Origin of the sequence: Actinopolymorpha sp. B11F2, assembly GCF_040195635.1 — a bacterium.
In the GTDB taxonomy this organism is placed as follows: domain Bacteria; phylum Actinomycetota; class Actinomycetes; order Propionibacteriales; family Actinopolymorphaceae; genus Thermasporomyces.
The window spans coordinates 294,574-314,044 of the sequence record NZ_JBEFTX010000003.1; the positions used below are offsets into that span (position 1 = coordinate 294,574).

The 19,471-nt window shown below is 68.4% G+C and carries 18 protein-coding genes; 12 read left to right on the forward strand and 6 right to left on the reverse strand.

Annotation, left to right across the window (positions count from 1 at the left end; genetic code table 11):
• Positions 1-15 precede the first annotated feature (15 nt).
• Complete coding sequence (locus ABN034_RS07815; protein WP_349690314.1) at positions 16-1,191, forward strand: nucleotidyltransferase domain-containing protein; 1,176 nt, start codon at positions 16-18, stop codon at positions 1,189-1,191.
• Here ABN034_RS07815 and ABN034_RS07820 read toward each other — a convergent pair.
• Positions 1,184-2,020, reverse strand: coding sequence for a hypothetical protein (locus tag ABN034_RS07820; RefSeq protein WP_349690315.1), 837 nt, complete (start codon positions 2,018-2,020; stop codon positions 1,184-1,186). The genes ABN034_RS07815 and ABN034_RS07820 overlap by 8 nt on opposite strands.
• A 186-nt stretch (positions 2,021-2,206) precedes the next feature.
• Here ABN034_RS07820 and ABN034_RS07825 point away from each other — a divergent pair, with 186 nt between their 5' ends.
• A complete protein-coding gene (locus tag ABN034_RS07825; RefSeq protein ID WP_349690316.1) occupies positions 2,207-2,836 on the forward strand; it encodes a GNAT family N-acetyltransferase in 630 nt (209 codons plus the stop codon).
• Positions 2,837-2,865: 29 nt separating this feature from the next.
• A complete protein-coding gene (locus tag ABN034_RS07830) occupies positions 2,866-3,453 on the forward strand; it encodes a mycothiol transferase (RefSeq protein ID WP_349690317.1) in 588 nt (195 codons plus the stop codon).
• Here the strand turns inward: ABN034_RS07830 and ABN034_RS07835 are convergent.
• Both ABN034_RS07835 and ABN034_RS07840 read right to left on the reverse strand, forming a co-directional pair.
• A complete protein-coding gene (locus ABN034_RS07835) occupies positions 3,450-4,382 on the reverse strand; it encodes an RNA polymerase sigma-70 factor (RefSeq protein WP_349690318.1) in 933 nt (310 codons plus the stop codon). The genes ABN034_RS07830 and ABN034_RS07835 overlap by 4 nt on opposite strands.
• On the reverse strand, positions 4,379-5,065 hold the full coding sequence (locus tag ABN034_RS07840) for a hypothetical protein (protein WP_349690319.1): 687 nt from the start codon (positions 5,063-5,065) through the stop codon (positions 4,379-4,381). Before ABN034_RS07840 ends, ABN034_RS07835 begins: the two co-directional genes overlap by 4 nt.
• Before the next feature lie 222 nt (positions 5,066-5,287).
• On the opposite strand from ABN034_RS07840, the gene ABN034_RS07845 reads away from it, so the two are divergent.
• From ABN034_RS07845 to ABN034_RS07855, 3 genes are all read left to right on the forward strand, one after another.
• On the forward strand, positions 5,288-5,854 hold the full coding sequence (locus tag ABN034_RS07845; protein ID WP_349690320.1) for a hypothetical protein: 567 nt from the start codon (positions 5,288-5,290) through the stop codon (positions 5,852-5,854).
• 239 nt (positions 5,855-6,093) lie between these two features.
• Positions 6,094-9,060 (forward strand): discoidin domain-containing protein, encoded by a 2,967-nt coding sequence (locus ABN034_RS07850; protein WP_349690321.1) that lies wholly within the window; start codon positions 6,094-6,096, stop codon positions 9,058-9,060.
• Between the two features lie 209 nt (positions 9,061-9,269).
• Positions 9,270-9,467 (forward strand): hypothetical protein, encoded by a 198-nt coding sequence (locus ABN034_RS07855; RefSeq protein WP_349331282.1) that lies wholly within the window; start codon positions 9,270-9,272, stop codon positions 9,465-9,467.
• A gap of 194 nt (positions 9,468-9,661) precedes the next feature.
• On the opposite strand, the gene ABN034_RS07860 is transcribed toward ABN034_RS07855, so the two are convergent.
• The 3 genes from ABN034_RS07860 to ABN034_RS07870 form a co-directional block, all read right to left on the reverse strand.
• Positions 9,662-10,387, reverse strand: a complete 726-nt coding sequence (locus ABN034_RS07860; protein ID WP_349690322.1) for an alpha/beta fold hydrolase — start codon at positions 10,385-10,387, stop codon at positions 9,662-9,664.
• 161 nt (positions 10,388-10,548) lie between these two features.
• A complete protein-coding gene (locus ABN034_RS07865; protein ID WP_349690323.1) occupies positions 10,549-11,508 on the reverse strand; it encodes an ABC transporter ATP-binding protein in 960 nt (319 codons plus the stop codon).
• Complete coding sequence (locus ABN034_RS07870; RefSeq protein WP_349690324.1) at positions 11,508-12,002, reverse strand: ATP-binding cassette domain-containing protein; 495 nt, start codon at positions 12,000-12,002, stop codon at positions 11,508-11,510. The genes ABN034_RS07865 and ABN034_RS07870 overlap by 1 nt, the downstream gene beginning before the upstream one ends.
• 273 nt (positions 12,003-12,275) lie before the next feature.
• On the opposite strand from ABN034_RS07870, the gene ABN034_RS07875 reads away from it, so the two are divergent.
• The 6 genes from ABN034_RS07875 (at position 12,276) to ABN034_RS07900 (ending at position 19,461) form a co-directional block, all read left to right on the forward strand.
• A complete protein-coding gene (locus ABN034_RS07875; RefSeq protein WP_349690325.1) occupies positions 12,276-13,202 on the forward strand; it encodes a phosphotransferase family protein in 927 nt (308 codons plus the stop codon).
• A gap of 61 nt (positions 13,203-13,263) precedes the next feature.
• Positions 13,264-14,028, forward strand: coding sequence for a nucleoside phosphorylase (locus tag ABN034_RS07880; protein WP_349690326.1), 765 nt, complete (start codon positions 13,264-13,266; stop codon positions 14,026-14,028).
• A gap of 99 nt (positions 14,029-14,127) precedes the next feature.
• Positions 14,128-15,762 carry an alkaline phosphatase D family protein gene (locus ABN034_RS07885; RefSeq protein ID WP_349690327.1) on the forward strand — a complete coding sequence of 545 codons (1,635 nt, stop codon included), beginning with the start codon at positions 14,128-14,130 and terminating at the stop codon, positions 15,760-15,762.
• A gap of 79 nt (positions 15,763-15,841) precedes the next feature.
• A complete protein-coding gene (locus tag ABN034_RS07890; protein WP_349690328.1) occupies positions 15,842-16,987 on the forward strand; it encodes an enolase C-terminal domain-like protein in 1,146 nt (381 codons plus the stop codon).
• A 103-nt stretch (positions 16,988-17,090) separates the two neighbouring features.
• On the forward strand, positions 17,091-17,486 hold the full coding sequence (locus ABN034_RS07895; RefSeq protein WP_349690329.1) for a DUF5684 domain-containing protein: 396 nt from the start codon (positions 17,091-17,093) through the stop codon (positions 17,484-17,486).
• A 166-nt stretch (positions 17,487-17,652) separates the two neighbouring features.
• Positions 17,653-19,461 carry a protein kinase domain-containing protein gene (locus tag ABN034_RS07900; RefSeq protein WP_349690330.1) on the forward strand — a complete coding sequence of 603 codons (1,809 nt, stop codon included), beginning with the start codon at positions 17,653-17,655 and terminating at the stop codon, positions 19,459-19,461.
• Positions 19,462-19,471 lie beyond the last annotated feature (10 nt).

A 19,471-nucleotide genomic window follows, 5' to 3' on the forward strand; every position in this document is an offset into this window, starting at 1 on the left:
CCCTAGACTGCGCGGATGTCGCGGATCGGAGCAGAGTCAGCGCCACGCTCGGCCGAGTGCGTGCGCATGGCGGAGGTCGCCCGCGAGGTGGTCGCCCGTCTCCCGGATGACGATGTGTACGCGGCGTTCGTGTTCGGTTCGGTCGCGTGGGGAGACGCCGATCGGGCCAGCGACGTTGACGTGACCCTCTGCCTCGACCGCCCGAACGACTACCGCGAAGTCTCCCGGGTTCGAGTAGCGGATGTGATCGGTCGGCCCTGCCCGGACGGCCCGCTGTTCGCAGACGTCGATCGGATCGCCTGGCCGCGGTTCTTCGTGGCGGTCACCGGCGGCGCCTGGCATCAGCGGGTGGTGCACTCCATCGTCGTGGCCGACACCGACGGCGCGTACGCGCACCTGCGGGACCGGGTCACCGCCGCCTTCCTCGCGCCGGAAAGCAGGCGCGCTCGCGCGGCGGCCCGGCGCGACCTGTGCCTCGGGTATGTCGAGGCCGCCCGGCAGCTGGTGGACGCCGACCGTACTCTCGCGGCCCTGCATGCCCGGCTCGGCCTGGAGGCCGCCGCGGCGGCGGTCCTCGACGCCTTCGGCGGCCGGTATTCCGCGTCGCACTTCCTCGACGGCGCACGTCGCGCTCTGGACATGATCGGCCGGGACGATCTGCACGCGCGGCTGCTGCGCGGGCTTGGCCTCGACAGTCCCGATGATGCTGGCGTCGGCAAGGCTGTGGGTGCCGAAGCCGCGGATCGGGGGATGCGGGCGTTCCATGCGTTCGCCGAAGCGTTGCGCGGCTGGGTGGCGGAGCCGGCCGTCGCGGCCGCGATGCCCGCCGAGGACCGTGCGTGGGCCGCCTTCACCTACGCCGACGAGACGTACGAAGAAGTCGGGCACAAGCTCGCTGTGCTGCGCGAAACGGGTCGGTACGCCGAGATGGCCGCCTATGTCGATGGTCTGCTGGTGACGCCGATCCGCATGAACGCCGGCAAGATCCTCAACCTTCGCGGCAAGGGTGTGGTCGAGCGGCCCTCGACTATCGAGTTCCACGAGATGCTTCGAAGCGAACCACTGCTGTTCAAGGAGTGGGCCGTGGGACTGCGACTGCACCAGGAACGGCACGACGTACTCGAGGCGGCTGTCCTGATTCTGGAGCTCCTCGACACCCTCGATCCGGTGAGCCGGCTCCGCGTCACCTGATCCGGTCGGCCTCATCGGCACGGCGGCTGGCGAGGTGGGCACTCACCAGGCCAGCCACCGCGACAACGCCGGCGACGACGAGCGGGATGATCAGCGCGGAGCGCAGGGAGTCGGCGAACGCCTCGGCGATGGCGGCGAGGACCGCGCGGGAGATGTCGTCGTCGACGCCTGCGAGAGCGCTGTCCTGGATCGGGCCGATGAGCAGCAACTCCGCCAGAGTGCCGGCGGCGACCACGATGCCGACGACGGTGAGGGTGCGCCAGCGGTTCAGTGAGGTCAGCAGGGCAAGCGTCAGCAGGCCGGCGGCAAGGACGGGGACGACGTACGCCAGAGTCGGCACCATCCGTGCGATCGTGCGTACCTGTGCGAGCGCGGGAACGTCCACCAGCACGATGCTCGTCATCCCGTCCGGCAGTTCGGACGGAAGTGCGGATCCTGCCGGGCCCAGCCGATTCGCCAGCGGTCGGACCAGCTCACGGATGTCGACCGAAACCTCTCCACCGTTGCCGGTCAGCAGGCTTTCGCGGGCTGCCAGGCTGGCGGCGAGCCAGATCCTCGAGGCCGCGGGCGTACGCATCACCGCAGGGATCTCCTCCCGGACCACGTCGACAACGATCGGACTGAGCCCTTCGCCACCTCCTGCCACCGTCTCGACCACCCGGTCGGCCATGGCGTGTTGGACAGAAGGGTCTTTCGCCAGCGGACCTACGGTGTCGGCGTAGGCGGTGCCGTGCAGTTGCGCGTTGAGCCACACGACCGGAACCACGGCCAGGACGGCCAGGCAGGCGACCAGGGCGAGCACGCCTGAAGCCACGTGGCGTCCTCGCATGGTGGCAGTCTGTCAGCTCCGGGGTCGTCGAGAGCATTGAGCGCAGAGGTTGGGGAATTGCCGGACCTAGGTGTCACGGGTCAGCCCTTCGCATGTCCCGGCCACGACGTGCCTGTCGTACATGTGCGGTGGGTCGTGGGAAATTGTCTCGAACCGGAGCCCGACCGGACCCTAGGATCGCGTGCCGTGACCGAGCAGAATCTCCCGGCAACCGACCACGATCTCCCGCCGACGGAGCAGGCGACTGTGCTGACGACGCCGCGGCTCCGGCTGCGGGAGTTCACAAAGGACGACGTCGACGCCCTGGCCGAACTCGACGCCGACCCCGAGGTCATGCGCTTTCTCACCGGCGGCAAGCCCACGCCACTGGAGGAGGTCCGTGACGAGGTTCTGCCGAAACTCCTTCGCGAGTACGCACTCTTCCCCGGCTTCGGCTGCTGGGCGGCGAACGAGAAGGCCACCGGCCAGTTCCTGGGATGGTTCGGGCTCCGTTCGGCCGAACGCATCGGGCCCGGCTGCGCCACTCTCGGATACCGGCTCCGCCGAGCCGCCTGGGGCCGCGGTCTTGCGACCGAGGGGTCGCGGGCCCTCCTCACCAAGGCGTTCACCGAACTCGGCGTGCAGCGGGTTTCCGCCGACACGATGGCGGTCAACCAGCGCTCCCGAAGGGTGATGGAGAAGGCGGGACTGACGTTCGTCCGCAATTATCACGAGTACTTCCCCGACCCGATTCCCGGAACCGAGCATGGTGAGGTCGAGTACGCCGTGACGAGGGTGGAATGGCTCCGACGGTTCGGCCAGGCGAATCCGAGGTAGACCGACTCATGGAGAGGGAGTGATCGGGAATGAGGAGTGCCGACCTACTCGTCGATGCGTTCGGCCGGATCCGCGAGGAGGTCCACGCGGTCGTCGACGGCTTGGCGCCTGACGATCTTGCCTACCGCCTCGATGCCGACGCGAACTCGATCGCCTGGCTGGTATGGCACCTGACCCGCGTCCAGGATGACCACCTCGCCGACGCGGCGGGAACACAGCAGGTCTGGACCGAACGCGGTTTCGTGGACAGGTTCGGTCTGCCGTTCGAACCGTCGGCGACCGGTTACGGGCATGGCACGCACGAAGTCGCGGCCGTACGGGTGCAGACGTCAGGACTGCTCACGAGCTACCACGACGCGGTTCACGACGCCACGGTCGCCTTCGTCGAACGGCTCGTCGACAGCGATCTTGACCGCGTCGTCGACGAGTCCTGGGATCCGCCGGTGTCGCTCGGCGTACGACTCGTCAGCGTGATCGGCGACGACCTCCAGCACGTGGGGCAGGCGGCTTTCGTCCGCGGCATCGTCGAACGCCGACGCGCCCAGCGCCTGGACGGACGCGAAGCTGACAGCTCACCTTGTGACCTAGGGGGGTCTGATCCATCAGACACCCCCTAGCGTTCGCGCGGCCGCCGGCCGGCGCCGGGAAGACTCGCGGGATCCACCAGCGGGCCGAGGTGGCGGAGCTTGTCCGGGTTGAGGACATTGCGTAGGGCACGTACCTGGCCGTCCGCGATCTGGAGTTCGAAAATCGCGGCGAGGCGTCCCTCGGCGTCGACCATGCGGCCGCCCGGTTGGCCGTTGACCATGGTCGGCTCGATCCGCCCACCGAACGTCGCGACCTGCCGGATGATGCCGAGCATGAAGCGGGCGACCTGGACCCGACCCCGGATCGGTCTGGCGATGGCGGGCGCCTTGCCGCCACCGTCGCCGTCGAACACGACGTCCTCGGCGAGTAGTTGTTCCAGCACGGTGATGTCACCGGTTTCGCAGGCCGCGAAGAAGGCGCGCGCGAGGTCGTCCCGGCGTTCGCGGGACGCCTCGAAACGCGGCTCGCCGGCGGCGATCCGGCGGCTTGCGCGGGTGAAGATCTGGCGGCAGTTGACCACCGACTTCTCGACGATCCGGGCGATCTCGTCGTAGTCGTAGCCGAAGACCTCGCGCAGCAGGAAGACGGCGCGCTCGACCGGTGACAACGTTTCCAGGACGACGAGGAACGCCAGCGAGAGACTGTCGGCACGTTCGGCTCGGACGGCCGGGTCGGATTCGACGTCCGTGGCGAGCAAGGGTTCGGGCAACCAGGACCCGACGTAGCGCTCTCTGCGTACCCTCGCCGACCGCAGTTGGTCGATCGCCAGCCGGGTCGTGACGGTGACGGCATAGGCGGACACCGATCTCACCTCCTCGGCGGGCGTGCGATGCAGGCGGAGGAACCCCTCCTGGACGACGTCCTCGGCCTCGGCGACGCTTCCGAGCATCCGGTACGCGATCGAGAACATCAGCGGTCGCAGCTCGTCATGGTGCTCGGCCGCGAGATCGGTGGTCACGACCTCGATCCAACCACGTTCGCGCGAGCAGCTGCCTTACCTGGCCGCCGTGGTCGGCGCGAGGCGTTCGATGTCGAGATCGTCGCTCTGCCGCCGCCGGGTGAGGAGGCCGAGGATGATGCCGACGACCGCGACGGCGATGGCCGCGAAGAGCAGCACGAGCAGGTCGGAACGCAACGATCGGGAAATGCCTGCGCCACCGCGTCCAGGAGTGCCCGCGAGGTGTCGTCGTCGACCGTCGCGAGGTAGCGGTCCCGGCCCAGCCGAACGGCGAGAATCTCGACCAGCGCGACGACGGAGACGCCGATCCCCGCGATCGCCAGGGTACGGAAGCGTCGAGCCGAGATCAGCAGGGCGAGCAACAGCAGAGCGCCGGCGACGAGGGGAAGTGCCCGCGCCAGCATCGTGGTCAACTGCGAACCTTCACGTGCCCGTGCGACGGCAGGTGAGGCGACGAGGACGACTCTCGAGCTGTGCGCCGGGAGGTCGGCAGGTACGTCGACGCCTTCGGCGCGCAGTCGTTCGGACAGGATGGCGACCAGCTCGTCGATGTCGACGGCCACCTTGCCGCCGTTGCCGCTGAGTAGGGCGTCGCGGGCCGCCAGGTTGGCCGCCACCCAGATCTCGGCAGCTTCCGGAGTGCCCAGCACCACAGGCACTTTGCTCTGGATCGTGTGGGCCATCGCCGGCGGGACCTCTCGCCCGGATGACTCGATCGCCTCTGCGAGCCGGGCGGTATGGGGGCGGTATAGGCGGTGTGGGCGCTTCGCGCGGTAGCCACAGTGTGGCCGAGGCCGCCCCTTTGCGACGCCGACGCCCCTTGCGACGCCGACGCCGCCGTGATCATGAAGGGAATGCGGCCCATAGGACTGGAAAATCTTCACGATCACGATCATGATCACGGTGTGACGAGCGCGTGGTGGTGGAGGGCGGCGCTGTGCAGTGGCGCGCGGGGGAGCGTCCTTGGTGGCGTCATGGCCGTGGGTCTCTCGCTCGGGCTCGCGCCTGCGGCGTATGCGGACTGTGCGGAGCGCCCCGCGCCTTCGGCACATGCGTTCGAGGGAACGGTCATCGCGACCGACGACGGCGGGCGGATCGCCACGGTGGTCACCGAGAACGGCGACCAGGTGACGGTCGAGAACCCGGCCGCGGACGGTGTGTCGTCGTCCGGCCGTCGGTTCGCCGTCGGCGCGTTGTACGAGTTCCATCCGACCAACGCGACCAGTCCGTACCGCGACAACGGCTGCACCGCCACCCGTCGGCTGTGGGGCCCGCGGCCGGCTCCGATCGAGTCGGACCAGGGCTTTCTCCCCGCGTGGCTTCCGGTGGACGACCATGCCGGCGCCGCTGGATATGCGCTGGTATTTGCGCCGGTCGTCCTCGCCGTCCTGGCGATCGGCGTCGGGTTCGGCATGACTCGGAGAAGGCGCGCGGCCGGCCCTCCAGACGTTCACCAGGAGTCGTCGTCCTGACGTCGCCACTCCGCGGCACGGGACCGGAGCGCGCGACTCTTACCGCTGAGCGGGCGTAGCGACTCCTCCGCGGTTGCCGGACCACCTCCCGGGACGGTGTGCTGGGGCCGGACAACGATCTTTGCCGGCCATGGATTGTGGTCTAACCTCTGACCATAAATGGACCAGTACTGATCCGTCACGTCCGATGGCGAAGGGGTGGGCTCGTGGGACGCGCTGCTTGCTGGCGAGGTGTTGCCGTGCCGCGGCGGGATCGGCTCCGGCACCTGCTGATGGCCGTCGTCGTCGCATGTGCGGGTCTGGCGGCGGCGATGCCCGCGGCGGCGCAGGAAGGTACGACGAACACCGAGGCGCTCGCCGCGGCGCCGGCTACCGGCGGGACGATCACCGTCGACGGGCGCGCCGGCGGGCGGACCTTCAACGGTGTCGGAGCGGTGAGCGCCGGAGCCTCGTCCCGGCTGCTCGCCGACTACCCCGAACCGGAACGCAGCCAGGTGCTGGACTATCTCTTCACGCCGGCGTACGGAGCGGCCCTCGACATTCTCAAGGTCGAGATCGGCGGCGAGACGAACTCCACCGACGGTGCGGAACCAAGCCACCAACGCGAGCCCGGTGTCGTCGACTGCGACCGGGGCTACGAATGGTGGCTCATGAAACAGGCCCGCAAGCGCAACCCCGCCATCAAGCTCGCCGCGCTCCAATGGGGGGCGCCCGGCTGGTTCGACGGCGGCTTCTGGAGTCAGGACAACATCGACTACATCCTTTCCTGGCTTGACTGTGCGGCCTCACACGGCCTGCGCATCGACTACGTGGGCGGCTGGAACGAACGCGGCTACGACACGGGCTGGTACGTCGTCTTCGACAAGGCGCTGGCCGAGCGGTTTCCCGACATCGAGATCATCGCGGCCGACGAGTGCTGTCGCGAAGACCTGTGGCGGGTGGCCGACGACATGGCCGCGAACCCGGCGTTCGACAACGCGGTCGACATCGCCGGCGTGCACTTCGCGTGCGGCAACCGCGACCAGCGCAGGGAGTGCCACAGCACCGAGACCGCGCGCGGCCTCGACAAACCGCTGTGGATGAGCGAGGTCAGCGCGCAGGCACACGATGTGGGCGCGGCGCCGGCCGCTCGGTCGATCAACCGGATGTACGTCGACGCTCGGCTGACGGGCTACCTGACATGGTCCGCGGTCTCTGCGTGGTACGCCCATTTCCCCATCGCCGACACCGGTACGATCCTGGCCGAATGGCCGTGGTCCGGCCACTACCAGGTCGGGTCGACGGTATGGGCGTTCGCGCACACGACGCAGTTCACCGACCCGGGCTGGCGCTATCTCGACACCGGCAGCGGTTATCTCGACTCCGGTGCGAGCTACGTGAGCATGGTGTCGCCGGCCGCCGACGACTTCACCACGGTGGTGGAGACGTTGGACGCCACCGAGCCGGCCACGGTGGAGTTCGATGTCACCGGCGGACTTCCCACCGATGGCGTCCACGTGTGGTCCACCGATCTCGAGACCGCCACCCAGGCCGACGATTTCGTGCGTACGAAGGGAGTCCAACCGGTCGACGGCTCCTTCGCCATGACGTTGGAGCCAGGGCACGTCTACACGCTCAGCAGTACGACGGGGCAGGGCAAGGGCTCGGCACGCCCGCACGCGGGGATAGGCGAGGAGATGCCGCTTCCGTACCGCGAATCCTTTGACGACGACGAACCTGGCGAGCTCGCCGCGTACTTCTCCGATCTCAACGGCAGTTTCGAGACCGCGCCTTGTGCGGCCGGTCGCGCCGGCATGTGCTACCAGCAACAGACTCCTCAGCAACCGATCACGTGGAACTCCGCCGGGCTGATGGATCCGACAACCGTGGTCGGGGATCCGCGATGGTGGGGCGACTACCGCGTGCGGACGGCGTTCATGCTCGACGGCCCCGGCCATGTGGAACTCGTCGGGCGGTCGTCGGCTCATCCGGCGACAAGGGAGACCAAGCTCAGCGGCTATCACCTCCGCGTGGCGAGCGACCGGACCTGGGAGCTCACCAGTCACGACCAGTACGGCGGAGACCAGGTTCTTGCGACTGGCACGGTCGAGGTCGAAGTCGGCACCTGGCACACGATGGCGCTGCACATGCGTGGTTCGGCGATCAGCGTGGAGGTCGATGACAAACGACTGGCGACGGTCCAGGACACGCGGCAACGCACTGGTTCGGTCGGGCTGGTCGTGAGCGGCTGGAACCATGCGCAGTTCGACGACTTCGCGGTGTCGGCGACCGCGCCGCGTCCGCGGTTCGTGCCCAAGGCAGATCTCGAGGCGTCCGCGACGACGAGCACCGGATTCCTCGGCGGGTATACCTATGAGGCCGCGCGGGCGGTCGACGACCGGCCGGAAACCTGGTGGTGGGCAGAGCACGAACAGGTCGCCCCGCTACCGCAGGCGATCACGGTCGATCTCGGTGCGCGTTACAAGACGCACGGGATCGTCGCGCAACCGCGGCTGCAGGCGTCGCCGATCGGCATCACCACGCGCTATCGGGTGTGGCTCAGCAACGATGGCAGGACCTACTCACCGGTCGCCGAAGGTTCCTGGGCGCTGACCAATGCGACGAAGACCGCGAGCTGGCCGGAACAGTCCGCCCGGTTCGTACGCCTGGAAGCGCTCGAAGCCGGGTGTCGCGGGCGAGCCGGTATCGGTGAGCTCGACGTCGCGCTGACACCCTTGATCGGGGGCACCGACGAGGGCGAGGACCTCAGCGGATTCACCTACGTTCCCCAGGAGCGGATGAGTGCGACGGCATCGTCGTACCAGGAGGGCTTCGAACCGTCCAAAGCCATCGACGGTTCCTGCACGACGATGTGGCACAGCCGTTACGACCCGCCGGCGCCGCAGCCGCACACGATCACCCTCGACCTTGGCGGCGACTATCCGGTCGAGGCGTTCATCTATCAGCCGCGCCATGACGTGAACAACAACGGCATCATCACGCGCTACCACCTCTCCACCAGTAGGGATGGCGAGACCTTCACCGTCGTGGACAGCGGAACCTGGTCACTGGACCTTTCGACCAAGGTGGTGCGGCTCGGGACGGCTCGGGACGCGCGATACGTACGCCTCGAGGCAGTTGACGGAGGGGCGGGGCTGGCATCGGCGGCGGAACTCAAGGTCGCGTACGACGCTGCTCAAGGCGTGCGCACCCCGGCGGCGCGCTGACACACGCGCCGCGACAGCTTCCCGATGCGGCGCGCCCGCCCAACCGAACGCCGGCCGGCCGCCCACCGCGGGAGCGTCGTGTGGCGTGGGAAGCGGCCGGGTGGCTGTTCGGGCATACGTTTATGACCTCGCAAATCCGTCCATATGTGTGATGTTCACTGCTCGGTCGCTCCTCTCTCGCGTCCCGCGGAGGGATCTGGAGGTTCGCTATGCGGATTGCAGCAGTTGTCGTCGTCATCTGGCTCGCCATCGGCGCCCTGGCAGCGGTCCAGCGGGGGTACTTCCAAGACTCCGAGGCAAGCTGCGCCGAGGCCGGGAACGTGGTGATCACGGTCGTCGCCGGCCCGTTGAACTATGTGGGCGTCAACCCGAAGATCACGTGCAAGGTGCCGCAGCCATCCTCGTGACGGGGTTGTGCGCGCCACTCCCGAACAGGCCGGCCGTCGGGGCCGCGCCACAACGGTGGGCGGCCATAAACGGGCCAGTCCGGTGACCGATGCGTCGGCTCATACGCGGTGGTCGGGCACAGGGCGGGCACAGGGGCGAACACAGACGTGCCTCAGGGGCGAGGCCGCCGTCTCGTCATGCCCGGCCGGCACGATCAGCTCTGTGCCTCCGTATTGCCATCGTCGCTGTTGGCCGCGAGCTGTTGTAGCAGGCCTGCAACTACTTCCGGTGCCTCGTTTTGTAGCGAGTGACCGAAGGGAAGTTCGACGTAGTGCCAGGCTGCGTCGTCGCGGACTCTGGCTGCCGCGTTCCAGAAGTTGCCCGTGCGCTGCTCGGGTGGCGGCTGCGGGCTCCCGCCGGCCTTGACGTAGGTGCGGGTGAAAGTCCCCTTCTCGAGCGGCGCTGTGAGATGAACCTTCTCCGTGAACGTGCCGACTGGATGTCCACGTGATGGTGCGGCCGGTGCATCCGGTCGGTCCGGCAGGAGCAGGAGCCAGCCGTCTTCGGCAGGCAGGCTGGCCAGCTCATCGCCGCCCTCCATGTCAACACATGCCTCGCCGTCCGAGGGGAGCATTGCGTCTAGGTAGACCAAGTGCGCGATCCGATCCGGAATCCGATCGGCGACACTTGTGATGACCATGCCGCCGTAGCTATGGCACACCAGGATCACGTCGTGCAAGTCATTGTGTTCGATAATGCCGATGACATCCTGGACGTGTGTGCTGAGGTCGGTGTCGGGTCCTCCGAGGTGGAACCGTTCGCCCATGCCGGTCAACGACTCCGCAAAGACATCGTGCTCGCGTGCCCGCAACAGTGGCACCAGCCGCCGCCAGGACCGTGCGCTACCGAAGGCGCCGTGGACGAGTACGAAGGTGGCCATTCGCGCACTCCCTCGCGGTATGGCTGCTGGACCGGGAACTGGCACATGACCTTAGTGCAGGTCCCTGGTGCCCCTCACGCAAACCTCGGTTGAGGGTGCGGACGTTGTCCCACCGGCAGCCGACCCTGTCCGACCTTCGGCCACGTGCCGTCGCCATGCCACTACGATTCCAGACGTTCGGCAAAGTGACAGGCGGCGAAACGGCCGGCTCCCACCTCCCGCAGCAAGGGATCGTCGCGCTGGCACACGTCTTCGGCGTACGCACAGCGCGGATGGAACCGGCACCCGGACGGCGGATGCGCGGCGTCCGGCACGTCGCCTACCACCACCGGGGCCGCTCGCAGGGCCTCGGCTTCAGGATCGGGCACGGGCACCGCGTCCTGCAGCGCACGCGTATAGGGATGCAGCGGCGAATCGGAAACCTGCCGCCAGGTACCAAGTTCGACGATCCTGCCGAGATACATCACCGCGATCCGGTCGCTGATGTGCCGGACCATCCCAAGGTCGTGGGAGATGAACAGATAGGTGAGTTCGAGCTCGCCCTGCAGCCGGGCAAGCAGGTTCATCACCTCGGCGCGTACGGACACATCCAGGGCGGACACCGCTTCGTCGAGCACCAGGACCTCTGGCGAGACGGCCAGCGCGCGGGCGATGCCGACCCGCTGCCGTTGGCCGCCGGAACGCTGGTGCGGATAACGTCGCGCGACTGATCCGGGCAGTCCCACCAGCGAGAGAAGCTCGTCCACCCGCGCCCGCCGTGCCGCATCGTCGCGGCCGAGGCCGTGCACCTGGAGCACCTCGGCGAGCGTGCGTTCGACGGTGAGGCGCGGATTCAAGGCGGAGTACGGATCCTGGAAGACGAGCTGGATCCGCCGCCGCACCGACCGCAGCCGTGCACCGCGCGCCCGCGTGATGTCCTCGCCGTCCAGCAGGATCCGGCCTGACGTCGGATCGTCCAGCCGGACCACCATCGTGGCGGTCGTCGACTTTCCGCACCCCGATTCTCCCACTACGCCTAGCGTTTCGCCGCGTCTCACGGAGAACGAAACACCGTCGACGGCGCGCACCACACCACCGCCGCGCACGCGGTAGTGCTTGACCAGCGACTCGACGGTGAGCATCACACCCACCGGTCCCGCGCCACCCAGCAGGCCGCCAGGTTCGTTCCGCGTTGCTCCAGCACCGGCTCTTCTCGTACGGACTGATCGATCCGCACCTGGGCACCGACCCGCATCATCGGGTTGAGCGACGTCATCGGGTCCTGGTAGACCATGGCGATGTCAGCACCGCGGGACGCCCGCCGCTCCTGTGCGTCGAGGCCGAGCAGGTCGCGGCCGCCCAGCCGGACCGACCCTCCGGTGATCCGCGCGCCGTCGGGAAGCAGACCCATGAGGGCCAACGCGGTGAACGACTTGCCGCTTCCGCTCTCCCCGACGAGCGCCACCGTCTCGCCTGCCCGGACGTCGAACGACACGCCCCGCACGATCGGCACCTCCCGACCGGCGCCCGACGACCCTGATGCCCGCAGGTCGCGGACCGCCAGCACCGCCTCGCCGTCAGCGTCCGTAGCAGCTCCCACCGCGTCCGCCGTACCCTCCACACCGCCGGCCGTCATCTGCTCTCTTCCTTCGGGTCGAGCGCGGAACGCAGGCCGTCACCGAGCAGGTTCAACGCCAGCACGGCCACCCCCGTTGTGACGACCTGCGGTCAAGTGCGGTTCGAGCGACGACGTTAACGCTTTACGGCTTCCGCTGTGAATAGGCAGCTTCTTTCCCGCCAGGTGCGTGCCGGCCCTGCGGTTGGGTGACCTGTGCGGTTGGATGAGGGGCCCCTTCCTCCCACAGGTCCGGGTGAAGGACACCCTCATCCAACGAAAGGTGTGCGGCTGATGACCGAGCTGCGGCCGGTGGCCGCGCCCGTTCCGCTGACCGGCGCCGAGGTGGCGGACGCTGTGTCGCGATGCCTGCGTACGACGGTCGACGGCGTGACGACGCTGGCCGGCTACGTCGGCAACCAGGACTTCATGGTCCGGACGCCGGCTGGCGACTACGTGCTCAAGGCGGGTGACGCGACCAGCATCAACGCCGAGGCATGGGCCTGCGAGACGGTTCGCGCGGCCGGAGTATCGGCTCCGGAGGTCGTCGCGCTCGAGGTGGACCGCGCCACGCTTCCCGAACCGTTCCTGCTCATGCGCCGCCTGTCCGGTGCCGGCGTCGGCGAAGGCCACGGCGCCCTCGTCGAAGCGGTTCGCCAGCTCCGGGTGCTGCACGCCCTGCACGCCGACGGATTCGGTTTCCTGCATGACGCGGCCGGCGACTCACCGACGCCTCGCGGTCCGTACGCCACCTGGGCCGAGTTCACGAACGAACCGTTCGACTGTCTGGACGAGCTCGTCGCCCACAAGGTGCTCACTCCCGCCCTGGCCGGTCGCTTACGGGTCGGGCTTGACGGTCATCGGGACACTGTCGCGTACGACGGACAGGCCGTCCTCCTGCACGGCGACCTGCATCCGCGGCACGTGTTCGCCGACGGGGACGAGTTCACCGGCATCATCGACTGGGGCGACGTCGCCGCCGGCGATCCGGTGTTCGACCTCAGCCGCTTCTCGCGCGCCGATCCCGCATCACTGACATTCCTGCTCGACGGTTACGGGCTTGACCTGGATTCCGACCTGGCCGTCCGGCTGGCGGTCTACCGGATGATCTGGACGACCATCGTCCTGCGTGACGAGCTGCGGGCCGGAGGCGACTGGTTCGCCGTCCACCGCGAAGCCATCGATGCCGACCTCGACCGCCTCGGCGTTCCCACGGCGTGACCGGCGACCTCGCGGTCCTATTCGCCTGGCGGGATCACCCGCGGCTCGGCAGGCTGGCCGCATGACGTCGTACCCGATGACGGAAGGCAAGCACCGCTCGGACTCCCTGGTCCCACTCCCCGTCGGGCCGTTCCCCGCAGACCCACCCCGGGCGGCCATCCTGTGTTATCCCCGTTGGTTGTTGCGCGAGGTGCTCGACTCGGAGCCGACCTGCCCATATCCGTGGGCGTACCGTGGTGATGTCCACCGGCTCGACGCCACGGATGGCCAGGTGGCACTTGTGGGCGGGATCGGTGTCGGTGCGCCCGCGGCGGCCATGCTGGTCGAGGAGCTCGGTGCCCACGGCGTACGCCAGTTCATCGTCATCGGAATGGCCGGCGCTCTCCAATCCGACCAGGAGCCCTGCGGATTCGTCGTCGGGGACCGCGCCCTTCGCGACGAAGGAGTCTCGCACCACTACCTGCCGCCCGGTCGATACTCCGGCCCTTCTGCCGACCTGACGGCTCGACTCACGCACGAGGTGCGCGCGACATCTGGGACGGCGAGCGTCCGGGTCGGTACGACATGGACAACCGACGCCCCTTACCGGGAGACCGCGGAGGAAGTTCGGAGTTATCGAGCGGAAGGCATCCTCACTGTCGAGATGGAAGCGGCCGCTGCCTTCGCTGTCGCCGAAGTGCGCGGATACGAAGCGGCTGCCGGTTTCGTGGTGAGCGACCTGCTGACCGACGACGGATGGGCTGGCTATTTCGACGCGCGCGACCTCCGGCCGAACCTGCGCGCCCTCCTTGCCGCCGCCAGGCACGCACTCACGCCGAGTTCCTGACCGGTCACGGCCGGAAGTCCTCAACCTTCCGAACCCGGACCAACCGGCGCAATACCGTGGTCCCGGCCGGGACGACGCAGCGTCGGAGGGGGCGGCACGATGGCGAAGAACAACGCATGGGGACTCGAGGCGGTACGCGGGCGGCGGGTGAAGATCGAACGACGCGCACTGCTCGCCGCCGGCCTGGGTGGACTGGGGATGTACGCGGCCGGGTTCACCCATGCGAAGGCCTCGGCGGCACCACTCGCCTCGACGGAGTACCCGTTCACCCTCGGCGTCGCGTCCGGCGATCCGCAGCCCTCGGGTGTGGTGCTCTGGACGCGCCTCGCACCGGAACCGCTCGCTCTCGACGGCCGGGGCGGCATGGCCGACCGACGGGTGAGCGTCCGCTGGGAGATGGCGCATGACGAGCGCTTCCGGACGGTCATCCGGGAGGGCCAGACGCCAGCCGTTCCCGAGCTGGGCCACAGCGTCCATGTGGAGGTCAACGGCCTCAAACCCGGGCGCGAGTACTTCTACCGCTTTCGTACGGGCAAGTTCGAGAGCCCGGTCGGCCGGACGCGCACCGCTCCCGCCACGAGCGCCGACGTGAGCGAGCTCCGCTTCGGTGTCGCCTCCTGCCAGGTGTGGTGGGGCGGCTTCTACACCGCGTACCGGCACATGGCCGAAGACGACCTCGACGTGGTGTTCCACCTGGGCGACTACATCTACGAGAACACCGTCCCGGCGGACGGCCTGCACCGCAAGACCGCGCTGCCAACGGAGATCCGGAACGAACCGCTCTCGCTCGCCGACTACCGCAACCGGCACGCGTTGTTCCACAGCGATCCCGACCTGCAGGCCGCACACGCGGCAGTGCCGTTCGTCCACACCTGGGACGACCACGAGGTGGACGACAACTGGGCTGGCGACATCTCGCGGGACATCGGCCAGGACCCGGCGGAGTTTCGCGTACGACGGGCCGCGGCCGCGCAGGCCTACTACGAGAACCTGCCGCTGCGCCTTCCCCAGAAGCCGAGCGGTCCTGACATCCAGCTCTACCGGAGCCTCACCTACGGCCGGCTGGCGACCTTCCATGTTCTCGACGGCCGGATGTTCCGCGATGACCAGGCCTGCGGAGACGGCGCGAAGGCTGACTGCGCCGAACGCCTCGACCCGGCGCGCACGATGCTCGGCTTCGACCAGGAAAGCTGGCTCTACGACGGACTCGCCCATGCTGGTACGACGTGGAACGTGCTCGCCAACCAGGTACCGATCACCCAGTGCGACCTCGACACCGCCGAACCGATGCCGCTGTTCATGGACGCGTGGGACGGCTACAAGCCCGCGCGGGACCGACTCTTCCAGGCGTTCACCGAAAGGAGTGTCGCCAACCCGGTGGTGGTCAGCGGCGACCGGCACCGGCACATGGTGTCGGATCTGAAGGCGAACTTCGACGATCCCGACTCGCCCACGGTCGCCGTCGAGTTCACGGGGACGTCGGTCACCTCCGGCCAGGACGGTGCGGACCTCGACGAGCACGACCGGACAGTGCTGGCCGCGAACCCGCACGTGAAGTTCATGAACAGCCAGCGCGGCTACATTCGCATGACCGTCACCCCGGAGCGCTGCCAGTCCGACCATCTGGTGATGCCGTACGTCTCCACCCCTGGCGCACCGATCAGCACCCGTGCCACCTTCGTCACCGAGGCCGGCAGTCCAGGCCTCCAGCTCGACACCCAGTCCCGGACCTGACGAGGGGTGGCCGGCCGGGACAAGCCGCACCACGAGAGAGGAACTGAGCAGGATGTCCCGGGACCTTCGGATCCGGCGCGTGACCGTCCGGACCTACGCATGGACGATGCCCGATCTCGGCGTCGACTACAACGGCTTCAACAACGTCTACCAACGGGGAAGCACCACGCGGCACGCGGGCCACGTCCTCACGATCGAAACCGACGCCGGCATCACCGGAGAGTACGCCGGTGGCAGCGGGGTCGCCTACTCCCAGGTCAACATGGTGGCGTCGTACCTCATCGGCAAGGACGCCTTGACACGCGAGCTGATCTGGAACGACCTGAAACGCGCCCTGCGCAAGCAGGACCGGTTCGGCATCGGGCCGATCGACATCGCACTCTGGGACATCGCCGGCAAGGCCTACGACGCGCCGATCGCGGAGCTCCTCGGCGGCTTCCGGACCAAGCTCCCCGCGTACGCCTCCACCTACCACGGTGACGAGAACGGCGGACTGTCGACACCCGAGGCGTTCGCCGAGTTCGCCGTGCAGTGCCGCGACATGGGCTATCCGGCGTTCAAGATCCACGGCTGGGGCAACGGGCCGATCGCGCGCGAGGTGGCCGCGGTCCTCGCGACCCGTGAGGCGGTCGGCGACGGAATGGACCTGATGATCGACCCGGCCTGCGAGTACGAAACCTTCGCCGCCGCGCTGAAGGTCGGCCGCGCGTGCGACGAGGCGAACTACTTCTGGTACGAGGACCCGTACAAGGACGGCGGTGTCTCGTCGTTCGCGCACCGCAAGCTCCGCCAGCTGATTCGCACGCCGCTGCTTCTCGGCGAGCATGTCCGCGGACTCGAACCGCACGTGGACCAGATCGTCGCGGACGGTACCGACTTCGTACGCGCCGACGCCGACTACGACGGCGGCATCACCGGCGTCATGAAGCTGGCCCACGCCGCGGAGGGATTCGGCCTCGACTGCGAGATCCACGCACCCGGCGCTGCTCACCGGCACTGCATGGCGGCCATCCGGAACACCAACTACTACGAGCTCGGCCTGGTCGCGCCCGGCCTCGACGCGAAACGCAACCATTGCCAGGTGTACGCCGACGGCTACGCAGACGATCTGGATTCCGTCGACGGCGAGGGTTGTGTTCCGGTGCCGACCGGACCCGGCCTGGGCGTCACGCTCAACTGGGACTGGATTCGCGCGCACGAGACCGGAGTTGTCGTGCACGAATGAGGGCGCAGGCCTTCCCCCGGCGCCCGCCCCTGTGGACAAGCGAATCGCGCATTGCCCGGCATGCCCTAAGGTGTCGTCCCTGTTTGTCGACAAGGAGGACTACGTGAACGGAACCGATCCGGGCGCCGGTATCAGTCCGGTCGTAATGATCATCTACCTGGCCATCCTGGTGTTGATGATCGCCTCGATGTGGAAGGTCTACTCCAAGGCGGGACAGTACGGCTGGGCCGCGATCATCCCCATCTACAACATCTACGTGTTGCTGAAGATCGCCGGACGGCCAGGCTGGTGGACGATTCTGTACTTCGTCCCACTGGTCAACCTCGTCATCTCGATCATCGTCTCGCTTGATGTGGCGAAGTCGTTCGGCAAGAGCGGCGTCTTCGGCTTCTTCGGACTGTGGCTCTTCGGCATCATCGGCTTCCCGATGCTCGCTTTCGGCAGCGCGCAGTACCAGGGCCCACAGGTCGCTGGCGCTGGCGCTCACGCCACCGCCTGAACCACCGGCTCTCACCGTGGCCCCGGACCGCACCTGGTTCCGGGGCCACACTCATACTCGGAGCTCCGTTCCACTGATCAACCCTGACGACGCGCCACGCCCCGGCCGGTCCTAGGGTTGTCGCCACAGGGGTGGGAGTTCTCAGGGGTGGGACGAGTGGGGCAGGATGAGTGAGGACGACCGGCTGATCGCCGGCCGGTATCGCCTGGGCGTACGCATCGGCAGTGGCGGGATGGGTGTCGTCTGGCAGGCGTACGACGAACGACTCGGACGCACGGTCGCGGTCAAGCGACTGCTGCTGCCGGCCTACCTGGCCGGAGCCGAGGCCGAGGAGGCGAAGCAGCGCGCGAGGCGCGAGAGTCGCATCGCGGCGCGGATCCAGCATCCGAACGTCATCGCCATCTACGACGTGGTCGAGGACGAGGGCCACACGTGTCTCGTGATGGAGTACCTCCCCTCGAAGAGCCTGTCGGAGGTCAACGAGGAACGCGGACCTCTTCCGCCGGTTGAGGTGGCGCAGATCGGTGTCCAGGCCGCGAGCGCGCTCGCCTCCGCGCACGCGGTCGGGGTGGTCCACCGCGACGTCAAGCCGGGCAACGTGTTGCTGGGCGACGGTGACGCTCGCACGGTCAAGATCGTCGACTTCGGGATCGCACGGGCGGCGGGCGATGTCACCATCACCATGACCGGGCTGATCTCCGGCACTCCCGCGTTCCTGTCGCCGGAGGTCGCCAAGGGGGAGAACGCGACGTCCGCGTCCGACGTGTTCTCGCTGGGCGCGACGTTGTACGCCGCGATCGAGGGCGCGCCGCCGTTCGGTCGGCACGACAACGCCATCGCGCTGCTCCACCGGGTCGCGTCCGGGCAGATCAACCCGCCACGGCAGGCCGGCGTGATGACACCTGTGCTGTTGCGGATGCTCAACCCGAACCCGGCGGGGCGCCCGAGCATGACCGAAGCCAGCCGGGTGCTGGAGGCCCTCGCATCGAGGGGCGGGGGCACTGCCCGTGACCACACGACACTTCTGCCGCAGGTTCTGCCCGTCCACCCGTCTCCCGGCGCAACGCCCTCCCCTCCGCCGGTCGGACAGTCCGTCCCTGCTGGCGAGTCCGTGCCTGCTGGCGAGTCGGCGTCGGCAGGCGATTCGGCCTCGGCAGGCGATTCGACCCCGGCAAGCGAGTCGGTCGAGGAGCCGCCCACGCAGGAGGTCGCACCGGCCGACTCCTCACCGGACGGCGACGCGGCACCACAAGAGGCTCCCTTCGCGCAGGTGATCTCGGTCGACTGGGGCGAGGCGTCCACGCAGGAGGGACCGGACGCGCCCGTGCCACCGGGCGACAGGATCGCGCCGGTGCACGTCGGACCCACCGGCCCGCCGACCTCCCGGCGGACGCGGGCCGCAGTCTGGATCGGCGCCCTGGCGTGCGTAGTCGCCCTCGCCGGCCTCGCCGCCGCGTTCGCGCTGCCTACGTTGTTGGGCATCGGTGACCCGACCGGCGCGCCGACCGGCAAGGCTGATCAGGGGGAGAAGTCCGAGGGTGCGACACCGGACCCGCGGGCTCGCCGGAGCGAACCGCAGCGGACACCTGACCGCTCTCCCAGCCCCGACACCTCGCCGTCGACCACAGCGAACAATGACCAGAAAGCCAACAAGCCCAGTCGAAGCGCCAGGGAAACGCTCCTCGCCTACTACCGGTTGATGCCGGACCACCCGAACACCGCCTACACCTGGCTGAGCTCGCGCTACCGGCAGGCGACCTCCGGCAGTTATGCCAACTACCGGTCGTGGTGGTCCCAGTTCAGGTCCGTGGAAGCGTCGGTGCTCTCCGCCAGCGGCGGCAACCCGGCCACCGTGGTCGCGCGGGTGGACTACACCGGGCGCGACGGCCGGCAGTTCAACGAGGTGCACCGCTACACGCTGGTACGCGACGGACGCCGGTGGCTCATCGACGCATCCACCGTGGTCCGCGGGTAGAACCCGACGG

Coding starts and splice junctions, on each gene's coding strand:
- ABN034_RS07815 (WP_349690314.1), top strand. CDS start 16: ATGTCGCGGATCGGAGCAGAGTCAGCGCCACGCTCGGCCGAGTGCGTG.
- ABN034_RS07820 (WP_349690315.1), bottom strand. CDS start 2,020: ATGCGAGGACGCCACGTGGCTTCAGGCGTGCTCGCCCTGGTCGCCTGC.
- ABN034_RS07830 (WP_349690317.1), top strand. CDS start 2,866: ATGAGGAGTGCCGACCTACTCGTCGATGCGTTCGGCCGGATCCGCGAG.
- ABN034_RS07840 (WP_349690319.1), bottom strand. CDS start 5,065: ATGGCCCACACGATCCAGAGCAAAGTGCCTGTGGTGCTGGGCACTCCG.
- ABN034_RS07855 (WP_349331282.1), top strand. CDS start 9,270: ATGCGGATTGCAGCAGTTGTCGTCGTCATCTGGCTCGCCATCGGCGCC.
- ABN034_RS07860 (WP_349690322.1), bottom strand. CDS start 10,387: ATGGCCACCTTCGTACTCGTCCACGGCGCCTTCGGTAGCGCACGGTCC.
- ABN034_RS07865 (WP_349690323.1), bottom strand. CDS start 11,508: ATGCTCACCGTCGAGTCGCTGGTCAAGCACTACCGCGTGCGCGGCGGT.
- ABN034_RS07870 (WP_349690324.1), bottom strand. CDS start 12,002: ATGACGGCCGGCGGTGTGGAGGGTACGGCGGACGCGGTGGGAGCTGCT.
- ABN034_RS07875 (WP_349690325.1), top strand. CDS start 12,276: ATGACCGAGCTGCGGCCGGTGGCCGCGCCCGTTCCGCTGACCGGCGCC.
- ABN034_RS07880 (WP_349690326.1), top strand. CDS start 13,264: ATGACGTCGTACCCGATGACGGAAGGCAAGCACCGCTCGGACTCCCTG.
- ABN034_RS07885 (WP_349690327.1), top strand. CDS start 14,128: ATGGCGAAGAACAACGCATGGGGACTCGAGGCGGTACGCGGGCGGCGG.
- ABN034_RS07900 (WP_349690330.1), top strand. CDS start 17,653: ATGAGTGAGGACGACCGGCTGATCGCCGGCCGGTATCGCCTGGGCGTA.